At 65.5% G+C, this 14,513-nt stretch carries 11 protein-coding genes; 5 read left to right on the plus strand and 6 right to left on the minus strand.

Translation table 11 applies throughout. From position 1 onward, the window contains the following. Positions 1 to 17: 17 nt before the first annotated feature. Positions 18 to 224: a hypothetical protein gene (locus LVJ94_29825; protein WXB01106.1), complete on the plus strand. Its 207-nt coding sequence runs from the start codon at positions 18 to 20 to the stop codon at positions 222 to 224. 281 nt (positions 225 to 505) lie between these two features. Here the strand turns inward: LVJ94_29825 and LVJ94_29830 are convergent, their stop codons facing one another. Beyond that, positions 506 to 1,303 carry an AraC family transcriptional regulator gene (locus LVJ94_29830; protein ID WXB01107.1) on the minus strand — a complete coding sequence of 266 codons (798 nt, stop codon included), beginning with the start codon at positions 1,301 to 1,303 and terminating at the stop codon, positions 506 to 508. Between the two features lie 22 nt (positions 1,304 to 1,325). Here LVJ94_29830 and LVJ94_29835 point away from each other — a divergent pair, with 22 nt between their 5' ends. Genes LVJ94_29835 through LVJ94_29845 form a run of 3 tightly spaced genes read left to right on the plus strand, consistent with a single transcriptional unit; the run spans position 1,326 to position 4,889 of the window. Beyond that, the gene (locus LVJ94_29835) at positions 1,326 to 2,573 is read left to right on the plus strand and encodes an alanine--tRNA ligase-related protein (GenBank protein WXB01108.1); all 1,248 of its coding nucleotides are present in this window, start codon (positions 1,326 to 1,328) and stop codon (positions 2,571 to 2,573) included. A gap of 11 nt (positions 2,574 to 2,584) precedes the next feature. After that, positions 2,585 to 3,967, plus strand: a complete 1,383-nt coding sequence (locus LVJ94_29840; protein ID WXB10762.1) for an FAD-binding protein — start codon at positions 2,585 to 2,587, stop codon at positions 3,965 to 3,967. A 13-nt stretch (positions 3,968 to 3,980) separates the two neighbouring features. After that, complete coding sequence (locus LVJ94_29845; GenBank protein WXB01109.1) at positions 3,981 to 4,889, plus strand: LysR family transcriptional regulator; 909 nt, start codon at positions 3,981 to 3,983, stop codon at positions 4,887 to 4,889. 3 nt (positions 4,890 to 4,892) lie between these two features. On the opposite strand, the gene LVJ94_29850 is transcribed toward LVJ94_29845, so the two are convergent. The 4 genes from LVJ94_29850 to LVJ94_29865 form a co-directional block, all read right to left on the minus strand. Then, complete coding sequence (locus LVJ94_29850) at positions 4,893 to 6,587, minus strand: serine hydrolase (protein ID WXB01110.1); 1,695 nt, start codon at positions 6,585 to 6,587, stop codon at positions 4,893 to 4,895. 5 nt (positions 6,588 to 6,592) lie between these two features. Beyond that, positions 6,593 to 7,822, minus strand: a complete 1,230-nt coding sequence (locus tag LVJ94_29855) for a DUF1479 domain-containing protein (protein ID WXB01111.1) — start codon at positions 7,820 to 7,822, stop codon at positions 6,593 to 6,595. A gap of 183 nt (positions 7,823 to 8,005) precedes the next feature. Next, the gene (locus LVJ94_29860; GenBank protein ID WXB01112.1) at positions 8,006 to 8,434 is read right to left on the minus strand and encodes a YvaD family protein; all 429 of its coding nucleotides are present in this window, start codon (positions 8,432 to 8,434) and stop codon (positions 8,006 to 8,008) included. Positions 8,435 to 8,467: 33 nt separating this feature from the next. Continuing rightward, positions 8,468 to 9,037 (minus strand): hypothetical protein, encoded by a 570-nt coding sequence (locus LVJ94_29865; protein WXB01113.1) that lies wholly within the window; start codon positions 9,035 to 9,037, stop codon positions 8,468 to 8,470. Positions 9,038 to 9,135: 98 nt separating this feature from the next. Between LVJ94_29865 and LVJ94_29870 the strand changes: the two genes are divergently transcribed. After that, a complete protein-coding gene (locus LVJ94_29870) occupies positions 9,136 to 11,166 on the plus strand; it encodes a M20/M25/M40 family metallo-hydrolase (protein ID WXB01114.1) in 2,031 nt (676 codons plus the stop codon). A gap of 97 nt (positions 11,167 to 11,263) precedes the next feature. Here LVJ94_29870 and LVJ94_29875 read toward each other — a convergent pair whose 3' ends face one another. After that, entirely contained in the window at positions 11,264 to 14,407 is a 3,144-nt protein-coding gene (locus LVJ94_29875; protein ID WXB01115.1) for a TonB-dependent receptor, read from the minus strand. Positions 14,408 to 14,513: the final 106 nt, after the last annotated feature.

Consider the following 14,513-nt stretch of genomic DNA (forward strand, 5'->3'; position numbering starts at 1 on the left):
CTACCTGCGAAGCAGGAATGTGCAAGCCCGAGATCGTCGTCCGCGACGAGGCGCTCTATGCAGATGCCGCTTTGGCCGTCGCGAGCGACGCCGAGGGTATCTATTACCTCGCCGTGATCAGTGGGGATGCAGGAAAGCCCGTGCTGGTGGTGAAGTTCGTGCGCGCAGCGGGGAGCGAGCCCGTTGTAGATTGGGCGCGTCGTCGAAGATGGTCAGAGCGCTAAAAGCATCTCCCCGAACAGCGCAGGTCTTTATGTGAGCGGAGGTACCGTGTTTCTGGCCTATCTCATTGATAGTGGCAGTCTTTCCACATATCCGACCGCGCCCTTCGCAGGCGGCGATGCGACCACGATCGCACGAGGACCGGTCATAGGCGACGCAGGCGTGTGGGGCTCCGTCCAGGTGGCGAAGCGATTCCGATCTTCGACGCCGGTCTGGGAGCAAGGTCCTTCACGATGGTCGTATCGCGGTTGCGAAAACAAGCGCCACCCGCTTATGGGCGGGCTCACTCCGCCGTCGCCCCGCCGCGCACCAACGCTGACGGCGACATGCCGAACATGCGGCGGAAGGTGCGGGTCATGTGGGCGGCGTCGGCGAAGCCTGCGGCGTGGGCGGCTTGGGCGAGGGGCATGCCGGTGACGATGGCGGCGGCGGCGCGTTGCAACTTGAGCCAGGCGAGGTAGGGCCGCAGTGGCACGCCGATCGATTCGGAGAAGGCGTGCATCAGGCGGCTCGGGGAGAGGGATACGGCTTCGGCCAGGGCCTCGAGCGAGGTGTCCGAGTCGGAAGGCATCGTGCGAAGAAGCTTGAGCACTTTGCGCACGCGCGGATGCATGGGGCGCGGCGCCTCGCGGGCGGGGGCGCCGCCGAGCACGCTCGCTGCGCGGTCGGTCCAGGCGACGCCGCCCGATTGCATGATGGACATGGGGTCCGTGTCCGCCACGAGTTGATCGCGCTCCTCGGCGGAGACGATGCGCACAGGACCGGAAAGCACCGTGCGCAGTGCTGCGCCGACGTCGCTCTCGGGCTCGAGAAAGACGAGAAGGACCTCCACGCCCTCGGCCTCGATGGCGTGCGGCTCGTCGGGTGCGGTGAGCACGCCGGCGGCGCGGATGGGAGCGCTGTCCTTCGTCTTTCCCGAGAAGACGGTGAGCGTGCCCTCGAGCGCCAGCACGATGTGCATCGCGTGGTGCATGTGCGTCGCGCTCTTGGAGCCGAAACCGCGCGTGGCGAGGAGCGGCGGCCAGGTCGGGAGCTCCGGATCGCCTTCGGCCAAGGCCGTGGGTACCGAGGCAAGCTTCATCGATGCTAGATTCTCGCTCGCCATGGGTGACGTTGCCACAAAGAAACTCTATTGGGACGATCCTTTCGCCACCTCGTTCGAGGCCGAGGCCTCGCTCGGGCAGTGGCAGGGTCGTCCATCCATCGTGCTCGATCGAACCCTGTTTTATCCGGAGGGCGGCGGTCAAAATCCTGATGCGGGAAAGCTCGTTCTCGAAGGGAATGACGCGGAGCTCCCCATCGTCGACGTGCAAGTCGACGACGCCGGTACGATCCACCATTTGACCGAGCCGGCCCACGAGACGGCGCTGACCGCCATGGCGGTGCAGCGGGCGCGCGGGGAAATCGATGCCGATCGGCGCCGCGATCACATGGCGCAGCACAGCGCGCAGCACATGCTCTCGCGCGCCTTGCTGGACGTCGCGAAGGCCGCCACCGTTTCGGCGCGCCTCGGGGCGACGTCGTGCACGATCGACGTGGACGTGGCCGGCGTCAAAGACGCGGATTTGCATCGGGTGGAAGACTTGGTCAACGCCGCCATTCGCGCGGACGTGGTGGTGCGCCAGCTTTTTCCCACGGAGGCGGAGCTTGCCACGTTGCCGCTGCGCCGTGCGCCCAAGGTCGCGAGCGGCATCCGCTTGATCGAAGTCGACGGGTTCGATCTCACGCCGTGCGGTGGGACGCACGTCACGCGCACGGGACAGATTGGCGCCGCGCGCATCGTGGGCACCGAAAGGTACAAGGGCAAAATTCGCCTCGCCTTCCACGCCGCCCAACGCGCGCTCACCGACGTGCGCGCGAAAGAGGTGGCGCTTTCGGCGCTCGCCCGGGAGCTCACCTGCGGGCCCACCGATGTCGGGGTGGCCGTGGCCAAACTGCGCGCGGAGTTGAAGGCCAAGAACGAGACCTTGACGGCCACACGCTCGGAGCTCGTCACGTTCCTCGCGGAGAAAGCGCTCGCCGCCCACCCGGCCACGCCGGGAGCGCCCGCGCTGATCGTCCTCGTGCGCGAGCGCGACGATGTCAACATGCTGCGCACGCTCTCGGGGAAGCTCACCGCGCGCGCCGACGTCGTCGCCTTTTGCACGGCCATCGATCGCGACAGCGGTGACCACCTCGCGATCCTCCAGCGCGGCCAAGAGCCGGGGTTCGACTGCGGCGCATGGTTCAAAGAGGCCACCAAGGTGCACGGCGGACGCGGGGGCGGCAACAAGGAGCGCGCGGAAGGCCGTTTTCCCGGGGCAACGGACTTCGCCGCGCTGGAGAAATCGCTGCGCGCAGCGCTAAGGTAACCTCGATGAGCATGACGCCTTCGCCCACGAGCCAGGTCGACCCCCGCGAGCTCGCGAACCTCCTTCCGCAGGGAACGGTCCTCACCGACGCCGACATCATCGAGAGCTACCGCTTCGATCAAGCGCGCTGGCAAACGGCGGGCGTACCGCTCTGCGTGGCACGCCCCGCCTCGGCCGACGAAGTGGAGACCATCGTGCGATGGGCAGCACGGCACCGCGTACCCATCGTTCCGCGCGGGGCGGGCTCGGGGCTCTCGGGCGGCGCGGCGGCCATCGACGACGGCATCGTGCTCTCGCTCGAGCGCATGAAGCGCATCGTGACCATCGATCGCGATGCCATGTTCGCGGTCGTCGAGCCGGGCGTCATCAATGGAGACTTGAAGGCTGCGTGCAAAGAGTTCGGCCTCTGGTACCCGCCGGATCCGGCGAGTTTCACCTTCTCGACCATGGGCGGCAACGTCGCCACCAACGCGGGCGGCCTCTGTTGCGTGAAGTACGGCGTGACCGTCGATTACGTGATGGGGCTCGAGGTGGTGATGGCCGACGGGACACGGCTTCGCACCGGCGGCCGCACGCGGAAAAATGTCGCGGGCTACGATCTGACGCGGCTCTTCGTCGGCTCGGAGGGCACGCTCGGCGTGGTCACGGAGATCACCGTGCGCCTGCGCCGCCTCGCGCCGGCCGGCACCACCATGGTGGCCACGTTCGACTCGCTGCGTGCGGCGGGTGAAGCCGTGGCGAACATCGTGAAGACGTGTGACCCATCGCTGCTCGAGATCATGGACGGCGCATCCATCCGCGCCGTCGAGGCACACCAGCCGATGGACCTGGACACGACCGCGGCGGCCATGCTGTTCACCCGCTCGGAAACGCGCGGAGGCGCCAGCGACGAGCCGGATCGGCTGCGGCAGGCGTGCGAGGTCGCCCGCGCCACGAGCATCTACGCGACGGAAGACGAATGGGAGGGCGAGATGTTCCTCCAGGCGAGGCGACTCGCCTTCCCCGCCCTGGAAAAACTGGGCTCGGTGTTGGTCGACGACGTGGCGGTGCCCATCACGCGATTGACGGAGATGATCGGCCGCGTGGAAGACATCGCCAAGCGCACGGAGACGCACGTGGTGACCGTGGGCCATGCCGGGGATGGGAACCTGCACCCGCTGGTGATTTACGACGGGCGCGATGCGGAGAGTGAGCGGCGCGCCATCGCGGCGTTCGAGGCCATCATGGACGAGGCCATCGCCATCGGCGGGACCATCACCGGCGAGCATGGCGTGGGGACCTTGAAGAAGGCGTTCTTGCACCGCCAGCTGGGTGAGGCCTCGATTGCTCTGCATGGCCGGCTCAAGGCCGCCTTCGATCCGCTGGGGATCATGAACCCCGGCAAGGTGTTCTAAGAAGCGAATCGCCATGGCTCGTATGGACGTCAATCGCTCCGGCGAGATGGAAGTCTTCGTGCGGGTCGTGGAGCTCGGCGGATTCTCGGCCGCCGCCCGCGCGTTTCGCATGACACCGTCGGCGGTGAGCAAGCTGGTGGCGCGCCTCGAGAAGCGGCTGGGCGCGCGGCTGGTGAACCGCTCGACGCGAAAGCTCCAGCTCACCGCGGAGGGCACGGCCTTTTTCGAGCACGGGCTCCGCATCTTGGCGGACATGGACACCGCCGAGCGCGAGGCGAGCGTGGGCAGTGCACCGCGCGGGCGCCTGCGGGTCAACGTGAACGTGCCCTTCGGACTGCACCGGCTGCTCCCCGCGCTGCCCGGTTTTCTGGCGAAGCACCCCGAGATCCAGGTCGACGTCGCACTCACCGATGCGGTGGTCGACCTCTTCGAGCAGCGCGCCGACGTGGCCATTCGCACGGGAGCGCTGCGCGAGTCGCGCCTGGTCGCGCGCAAGCTCGGAGAGAGCCGCATGGTCGTCGTCGGCGCCCCCGCGTACCTGAAGGAGCACGGCACACCGCGCAACCCGGCGGATCTGGCGAAGCACAATCGATTGGCCTTTTGCTTCGCACGCACGGCGTCGGGCTGGCCCTTTCGCGATGGGGCCGGAGGCATCACCGTCGTTCCGCCCGTCGGCAATGTGCTCGTCAGCGACGGCGAAGCGATGCGCCAACTGGCGCTCGCGGGCGCCGGTCTGGCGCGCCTCTCGGCCTCTCACATCGGTCCCGACGTCGAAGCGGGGCGTCTCGTTCCCGTGCTGGAAGCGCTCAACCCCGGCGACACCGAGCCCGTGCACGCCGTGTTCGTGCGCCAGGGCGGGCATCTTCCCGCGCGCGTGCGCGTCTTTTTGGATTACGTCGTGGAGAACGTCAAATGGACGTGACGGTCATTCGCGCGACTTCCATTTGAATCGGATGTTGCGCGAGCGCTCGTCCCAGAGGCGCATTCCGGTGATTTTCCCCGCGCGATCGCGCTCGAAGAAAAAGCCGGTGGCGCCCGCGTGGAAGCCATCGGGACGCACCGCGGTCAATCGGATGGTGGGCCTGCGGCCCCAGGGACCGAAGTACAAGTTGTCGTCGATGATTTGAATCGTCGCATCGTGGCGCATCTCGTCACTCGCGTAGCGGCCGGCGTAGCCCTCGAGGTCCTTCGCGTTGGGCGTGAAGCGCGCGGCGGTGCGCTCGTACGTCGTCGGCTCCTCGCCTTCGACGAAGCGCTGCACGCGCGAAGGCTTGCCCTGCGCGTCGCCCACGAACTCGTAGCGCGCGATGCCACCCTTCGCGCGAAACATGCGCGGCCCGAGAGGGACCAACGGCTGCGCCTTGCCGCCGGACCAGCCGCGGCGAAACACCAGGGCGCCGTTCTCCACGGAAAATCTGCGGGCGTCGAGCGACACCGGATCGACGTAGTCCCCCGCGAACGGCTCCAGCGGCGGTGGCGGCGCACTCGCGCCGGCCTCTTCGACGCCGTCCGATCGGAACTTCGGATCGATGGCCGCGAAGACGCCCTCGGCCAACTCGCTGGCCGGCAGGTTGTCGCCGTTGCAGAGAACCGCCACTGACCACCGCTCCGACGGCAGCCGCTCGAGATGCGCTTTGTAACCGACCCATCCCCCCGAATGCGACTCGTGCGCAATGCCTCGAACGGAGTCGAACTGCAGCCCCATGCCATAGTTCGTAAGGCGGCCGTTCGTCAGCTTGCCCGAAGTACGCAGAACCTCGAGCCACTTCGGCCCGCCGAGCTTCGGCTCGTAAAAGTTCGCATCCCACTTGGCCAGATCTTCGACGGTGGTCATCACCGCACCGTCACCCGTCTGCGAAAATCCGCTCCACACGACACCGTATTTCTCCGCCTCGAGCGGCGTGTAGCCCAGCGCCCGATTCGGCACGAGCGCGGCCGGATCGTCGTGGAAATGCGTATGCGCCATACCGAGCGGCCCGAAGATGCGCCGCTTGCTGAACGCGGCCAATGTTTCGCCCGTAACCCGTTTGACGATGATCGAGGCGAGGAAATAGCCCGAGTTGGAATACGCCCACGCGCTGCCCGGGGCGAAGTTCAACGCGCGCTGATGAATGATGGCCCAGAGCGCGTCGTAATCCGTGGTCACGTCCTGGATGTCGAAGCCCTCGAGCAGCAAAAGGTCCGGATAGTCGCGCAGCCCACTCGTATGCTGCAGCAGGTGCCGCACGGTGATGGGCGCCGTATACTCCGGCAGCTCCGGGACAAACTTGCGAACACTGTCGTCGAGCGAAAGCTTTCCCTCTTGCACCAAGAGCACGATGGCCGTCGCGGTGAATTGCTTCGATACGGACGCGATATCGAACACCGTATTGGGCCGAATGGGCACGCCGCGCTCGAGGTCGGCCATGCCATAGCCGCGCGAAAAGACGACTTGCCCGGCGCGGTAGATGCCCACCGCGCAGCCGGGCGTCGCGGACGTGAACCGTGCGAACACGGGATCGACCTTTGCCGCGAGCGGATTCACCTTTTTGGCTGCATCGCGCGGCGGCGCTGCCGGCCGTGCGGCACACCCCAGCGAAGCGGCCACGATGAATGGCAAGAGAGCGTGACGGATACCCATTGTCTTCAAAGCCCCATTTGCGAGCGTCCGAGATCCGTCAAATCTTTTATCGTTGCTCGCCCCGCGAAGTCGACTTCGTAATCCTCGGCGGCGAAATCTGGCGCCGACCGCCCCGAGAGAAACGCATCCTTTTGCCGCACGAGATAGGCGCGGTTTTTTGCACAATCGGGCGCCGAGCCAATGTAAATCACGCTCGCGTATTCGTTTCCGCCGTGCTCGTCCCCCACCGCATGCGCCACATCCGTGTGCCAAAATACGGCATCACCGGGTTGCACCTCGGGAATGGAGACCAATCCCGCCATGAGATCCGGATGCCAGGCCGCGCTCACGCCGAGGGCGCGGCAGGGCTGGGCTCCGCAGAGATCGTCCTCGGCGATGTCGTTCTGCAAGGCGCGCAAAAGCACATAGGCCATGCCATTGGCGATGGGGATCAAGCGCAAGGTGCCATCACGCGGCCCCTGCCGCGTCAATGCCGTCCACCCTTGGTACGTGCGAAAGACGCTGCAGACGGCGGGCGACGGGATCTCCTTCGTTGTCAGGCGGTGCGTGGCATCGAATGGGTCGTACGCGTCGAAATCGCCGGAAAAGACGCTGCGGTAAACCTGTTGAAACCCGGGGTCGATCCAGCGCTCGACGGAACCGCCATCGATGTGCGGCGAAAGCCCGAGGCTCTTGTCCCCCGGCTCGCGGCGGCGTACGCGATCGGCGTAGGTGCATTGGCGCGCGGCGTCGAACACGCCGTCGTTTCGCCAGAGCCGGTCGAGAAAGGCGCGCGTCCGCGTGAGGCGCTCGTCCTGCCGGGCATGCACCTGGGGTTTGGACCAATAGATGCCAAAGATTTGCGGCCTGCCCGATGGCAAGGTGGCGAAATAGCGATCGAGCCCGCGCTTTTGCTTCTCGCGTTCCTCGTACCGGTTCGCGTCGAGGTAGGCGCCCAATTCGGCGAACCACTCGCCCGCGCGCTCGCGCGGGAAGATGCCGCGCACGATGGCGCAGCCCCGGCGGCGAACGGCCGCCTCGAACGAGGCCGGAACCCCCTCGTCCTGGATGCTTCGGTAGTCGACTTCGGGAATCACCGGGCGCCCGGCGGCGGCCGCGGCCTGAATCGCATCGACCTCGCGGCGGACATGATCGCGCGCCTGCTCGAAGGCGCGGCGAAGTGTGCCGGCTTCCTCGGCCAAGCGCCGCTTGAAGGCGGCAATGGCCGGCGCGACATCCGGAATGGCTTCGCTCATCAATCGACCTCCTGCACGAGTAGGAGCATTTTGCGCGGCGGGGCGTGTCTTCGTCAATCCGAGTGCAATCGTTGCGGACCATATCCTGGAAGCGGATTGCGTCCGTGCAATTGACTCACGCGAAAGGGACGACGGAGAATATGCCGCGCAGCGGCATGCTCGTCCGCGAGAGCTCGCTCGAACCTAGCGCGTCGAGCGTACCGCGAGCGCCGGTGTCTCCGTGCGGACGAACATCGCCAGAAAGGGCAGCGGATACAGAAGCAGGTAGAGATTCGGCAGCCACCACCCGATATCGAGGTCGCATCGCGCGGCCCAAAAGGCAATCGCCTGCAAACCCGAGCACGACGTCAGTACGAGCGAAAGCACCGCCAGCCGCACCGCCACCTGGGGCCGTTTGCGCGCGAGCGCCAAACTCCCGAGTCCCGTGGCGGAGACGAAAAGGTCGAGTGGCAGGAACGACCAATTCCAGGCCACGGCCAATGACTGATCGTAATCTTTGAAAAGCCACGACGGGGGCAACGCGTGCAAAGCCGTGATGGCCCAGTACGCAAGGAAGCCGATGTCCGTGATCAAGAAGAAGGGGCGCACGCGCCGGAGGAATGAAGAAGGCATCACTCCCAGCATGCCCCATTTGAACCTACATCGTCACGGAGTGATTCGAGCGAGGCAATCTTCGAGTCTGTCGCAGGGGCCGGCGACGCATTCGGCGCCATCGGCGCGGCCGTTGGCGTCGAGGGCGCGAAGCAGGTTGCACGTGTCCTCGATGGCAATATAGGCGCCTTCGTCGACCTCGCCCTTGCTCTTGCAGGCCTTGTCCTTGTCCATGCAGTCTTTCCAGTACTTCGGACTCGCGCTGCCGTCGCAGTGCAGGGCGCCCTCCTTCATGCAGCCGTCGAAATCGTCGATGTCGCAGGGCGACGACGAAATCTTCTTCACGCACTCCGTCATGAAGGTGACGTAACAACTCGCCACGTTGGTGTGGTCCACCGTGCAGTTGCCCACTTTGTCCTGGTATGGATGGCACTTCGACACGGCGAGGGTGCAGAACGTGTCGCGCTCGGGCCCGGTGCTGGTCGCGTTGCCTCCGCCCCCTCCCCCTCCGCCATCCTTTCCGCCTCCGTTGGCATCGCCACCGGACGAATCGGAGCCACTGCACGCAACCACGAAACACGATGTGACGATGAAGAGAGAGACGGCCGCAAGATGACGCACCATGTCTGCCCGCGTATCATTGCGCCCGCGCCTTCGCAATGTACGCACGCCTCCCGCGCCCCAACGAGCCACTCGAACATCGCCGGTTGAGACTATCCGACATGGTCGGCCTCCTGTTCGGCATCCTGGTCGCACTGCTCGCGATCCGCAGCGTCGTGGGCCGCAGCGCCGACGATCTCGTTGCCCAGGCACCGGATTTCGACCTGGCTCGGGCCATGGCCGATGTAGGTGCCATGGCCCAGCATCGGCACCCCTTGGGGTCGGCGGAGCACGACGCCGTTCGCGAGTACTTGGTGGCGGAGCTCCAACGTGCCGGGGTCGAGGTCCGCGTGCAGGAAGCGCTCTCCTGCACCATCATTGCCTTCGCCGAGAACTGCGGCCGCGTCCAGAACGTGGTGGGCCGGATTCCCGGCACCGGCGGCGGCGACGTCGTGCTGTTCTCGGCGCATTACGATTCGGTGCCGACCTCGTACGGCGCGAGCGACGACGGGGCGGGATCGGCCGCGTTGCTCGCGGTGGCCAGGCGCTTCGCGAAAGAGCCACCCGCGCGCAACGACCTCGTCGTTCTTTTCACGGACGCCGAGGAGGACGGGCTGCTCGGCGCGGCCGCCTTCGTCCGCGACGATCCGCTTGCCAAACGGGTGCGCGCGTTCGCCAATTTCGAGGCGCGCGGCACGCACGGCGCCTCGGCGATGTACGCGAGCACGCCCGGCAGCGCACCGCTCCTTCGAGCCTTTGCCGCATCGGCCCCGCGGCCGGCCTCCGATTCGTTCGTCGCGTTGCTCGCGAGCGGCCTGCCCAACGGGGCAGACTCGATGGTGTACGAGCGTGCCGGCTTGCCGGGCCTCTCGTTTGCGTACGCGGACGGCCTGGAGAATTACCACACGGAGCGCGATTCCTTCGCGAGCATGGCCCCGGGAAGCCTTGCGCACCACGGCGTGCAGGCCCTGGCGCTGGCGCACGCCCTTCGAGGTGCCGACCTCGCGACGCCTTCGTCGGAGGCCAGCCCGGCGCACTTCGATGTGCTCGGTCGCTGGGGTGTCGCCTACCCTGCCTGGCTCGCACGCCTCCTTGCACTCGGCGCCGTTGCCGCCGTCATCGGCACCATGGCGCGTCGTCCGTCGCCCTTTCGTCTCGTGGCTTGGGCGCTCGCCGTCGTCGCCGGCGGCATCCTCGGCGCGGTCGTTCTGAGCATCCTGATGCGGCATGGCGCCTCGCCCGAGAGCATCGTCGGGCACGGTGCGTCGTCGACGCTGGGCATCGTCATCGCGTGCGGCAGCCTCGTCGTCGCCCTGACGAGCCGCGATGGGAAGCGGCCATGGGCCCGCGTGTGGACAGAGGGCATGGCGTGGCTCTTCGCCCTGGCGAGCGCGTTGCTCGGCATCCTGGCACCGCAAGCGACCTTCGTCTTCGCGCTCCCGGCGCTGGCGATGGCACTGCAGTCGCACTTTTTCGAGGGGGAGCGCCGGCTCGCCTGGTGGCTGCTCGCTGCCGTACCGCTCTACGTCTTCGGCCACATGGCCGCGCTCATCGCCGTCGTCATGGGACCGATGGCACCGGCGCTGTCGCTCGTCTTCAGCGTCTTCGCCATCGCGCCCATCGTCGGAAGGTTCCTCGCGAAGCCCGTGGCCTGGCCCATCGTCGCCGCCACCTTGGCCTTGGGCATCGCCCTCGTGGCCATTCCCCTTCGCGCACGCCCCATCCCGCACGATCCGAGCTTCGGTGTCCCATGGACCGCCGCGCCAACGGCCTCCCACGAGAAGCCCCCCATCGCCACCATCGAGTCACGCACCGTCGTGGACGGACGCACGCGCATCGCCCTGCGTCTCCAACCAACACGGGGCGGCGCCCGCATCGAACTGCGCGCGTCGAGCCCGGGGCGCCTCGTCGCCGCCGGCGGCTCCCCAGCCATGATCCTGCCGCGTTTTTCCCTCGAAACGGACCGCCGCCTGCTTCGCTTCCTCTACCCCGTGTTCGCCCTCGATGCGTTGCACGTCAACGTCTACGCCGCCCACCCCGACGGCGAACACATCGAGGTCGACGTCGACCCCGGCGCCAAATTGCACGTCACCGAATGCACCGACCGCACCCGCCCCGACACATGCGCGACCGCCGCCCCCCTCGCCCTTTAGATTCCCGAAGAGGAGGGAAACCGCCAAGGACACCATAAGTTTTGAATCAAAAAAACTTGGCGTTCTTGGCGTCTTGGCGGTTTGAAAATCCTTCGTACTAGAAGCTACCGCGGATCCCGAAACGGAATTGCCGCGGCTCCTGGTAGTAATTGGCATTCCCGAAGTTGGGATTGATGCTCTTGGCGTCGAAGGCCCCGCCGGTCGGCGTTTTGATGTTGCCCGGCACGTCCGACTTCGAACCGTTGACGATGGGCAGCACGTCCGAGGTCGTATATTTCTGGTCGACGGCCAGGGGCCCCTGCAGATTCAGCAGGTTGAAGATATCCATGGTCACCCCGACGGTCATCCCGCCGTCGAACTTCCACTCGTATCCCAGTTGCGTATTCACGCTGCCGTTCCACGGGAGCCGCTCGCCGCTGCCGCGCGGCAAGATGTAAATGAAGTCCTGCCCGTACAGATTGTGGGCGCCCAGGTAGTTCGTCGGTCCTCCGGAGCGCGCGGCAACCGAGCCGCCGACGTGCAGAGTCGACTGACGCGTCACCTTCACGTCTTTGGCGGCAAACACCTTGATGTTGTGCCGATGGTCGTTCGGCAAATCGCCCTGCTGATTCGGCAACAGCGAAATCAAGTCGAACGTCGAGTTCATGTTGGGGTCGAGCTGCCCGGTGGTCGGATCGTAGAGCCCCGCCTGGTTTCCGCGTAGCCACGACAGCGTGTAGCTCACCTGCGCGAGCCAGCCGTCGGCGAACGTCTTCATGAAGTAGACCGTGCCGGCGTCGTAATTGCGCGTCGCCTCGGGGAAGTTCTTCGCAATACCCTTGCCGGGGTTGCCGATGAAGAAGCTGGCGCTCTCGTTGTTGCTCATGTCCTCGATGACGTTGTTCATCCAACGCCGCGTGTACGAAACGCCGAAGCGGCCATTCTTGACGATCTCGTACTCGGCACCGCCCACGATCTCGCTCGACGATTGCGGGCTCAAATCCGGATCGATGACCGCCTTGCCCGCGCCGAATGGCAAGTACTTCCGATCGGGAACGCCGCTGGCATTGTACCCACCCCGCGCGGGAAACTGCCTGCGCGCCGCCTCGGTGCGACAGACGCCTGCTGCCTGCCCCGTATCGCCCGGGTTGCACGTCGAGGCGGGGACCACCATGCGCAACTCCGTCTCGCCGGTCTGGCGATCCATGAGGTCGAGCGGAACGCTCTGGTAGAAGCGCGCATAGTTGAAAAAAATCTTCGACTGCCCCTTTTGCGTCGGGTCGAAAATCAGACCCACGCGCGGGGAAATCTGATTCGGCAGGGCAATGAGCATCTTGCCGTCGGTGCCGAACATGATCTGATTGTCGTAACGAAGGCCCGCGTTGAGCGTCACCTTGTCCATGATTTGCCAGCTATCCTGGACGAAGCCGCCGATGTTCAGGCTGTGCGAACGCGATACGAGCCGGTCGAGCAAAATAGCCTGGTCGGGCCGGGTCAGTTGGCCATACGTGTGCCCCGCGGTGTACGACTGCCCATCCGAGTCCTCCCGCCATTGGACCGTGCCGGAATAACCGCGGCTGTACCACGACGTGGAGAGCTCCACCTCGACGCCCGTCTTGATGACGTGGTGCCCGAGGCCTTGCGCCAGCACGGTGAGGATGCTCTTGGCCGCATACGTATCGAGCACCAGCTGATCGAGCTGCCCCGGCCCGCCACCCAGGTACGTGAGCATGGGACAGGGCGAGACCGAGCTACCGTTGCGAAGCGTCACCGGATTGCACCCGGGCGCCCGTTCGAAGTCGCTGAGGCCGTGCAATGTCGGATCGCTCCGCCGGTAGGCCACCTGCGACAGATCGGACAATCCGAGCCCCGAACCGACGTTGAATCCATCGGCCCCGAGGCGACCGCCCACCTCGTGATGCCAGCCCACCGACGTCTCGATGATCTTCGACTTGTTGTCGAACTCGGACGTCCACTTGAGCACCGTATCGTACGCGCCCGAACGGTAACTGTGCGCGAGCGCGCTGTATTGGCCCGCCAGATTCAATTCGGTGGTGGCATTCTCGATCAAGCCCGATTGCGGGTTGACGCCATAATCGCCATTGCCACCTGCATAGGTGGGGGTGGCGGCGAAGGTCAATGCAAACTTGTTGTTCTGATTGAGACGAAAATCGAGTTTGGCGAAAATCTGGTACGAGGTCTGACTCGCCTGGAAGCGTTGCGTGCTGCCCGGCACTTCCTCGGTCCCCCGCACGGAGCCGTCCTCCAGGTTGATGATGTCCCGGTGAATGGTGCGGTCCAAGTTGTAAATCGCACGGGAGACGCCGAATCCCACGTAGTACCAGAGTCGATCTTTGACGATCGGACCGCTCTGGTCGAAACCAACGTCGTACACGTTGCCGAGCGTCCGGCGCGTTTGAACCGCACTTCCCGAGAAGTACGGGTATTTGCGCGATCCCTCGAGCGCCCCGGGCGTCCAATTCGCCCAAACGTTGCCATGGTAATCATTGGAGCCCGATTTGGTGACGACGTTGAGAATGCCGCCGGTGGAGCGCCCGTATTCGGGCATGTACCCACCGGAAAGCACGTTCACCTCTTTGACGAATTCGATGGAGAGGGGCGATCCATTGACGCCGAACCGCGCGCTGCTCGTGCGCAGTCCGTCGATGACGTACGTATTTTCGGGCGACGTGGACCCGCTGATGGACGTACCGTATTGGTCCGTGGAGGCACCGGGCGTGGCCTCGGCCACCGATTCGAAGGTTCGTTGTGCACCGCCACGCGCGCCCGGATTGGTGATCGGGATGCGCGAGGTGAATTCATTGTTGATGCTCGCGCCGGTGGTGCTCGACCCCACGTCGACCGTGGGCGAATGCGCGACGATGACTACCTCTTCGGCCTTGAGGCCCTCGGGCAGAAGGTCAGCATCGAGCCGAATGGTCGCATCGGCACGGAGTTGGATCTGGTCCTTTTGGTAGGCCCGGTATCCTTCTTTGTCCAAGTGGAGCGTATAGACGCCCGGCGGCAATGACGGAATTCGATAGGTACCGGATTTGTCCGTCGTGACGACTTCTTCGCCCTGGAGCGCACTGGATGTCACCGTAACAACGGTATCGGCTACGCCTTTTTTCGTCGCGGCATCGACGACGCGGCCGGTGAGGACCGCCGCACCTTGCTGCGCGCGCGCAGGCGCCACATAGGCAATGGAGGCCGACAAGGCAGCGATGGAAGCAATGGAAGGAGCAAAAGATCGAAGTCGCATGGTCCCCTCGTCGTTGAGGTTCGAACTCGGGCGCACCATAAGCGAGACTCAACCTGATTGTTCGACATTTCGACATCGAAGCCGAACAGTGGACCGGTCGCTCTCG

Source organism: Sorangiineae bacterium MSr11367, assembly GCA_037157805.1.
Lineage (GTDB): Bacteria > Myxococcota_A > Polyangia > Polyangiales > Polyangiaceae > Pendulispora > Pendulispora rubella.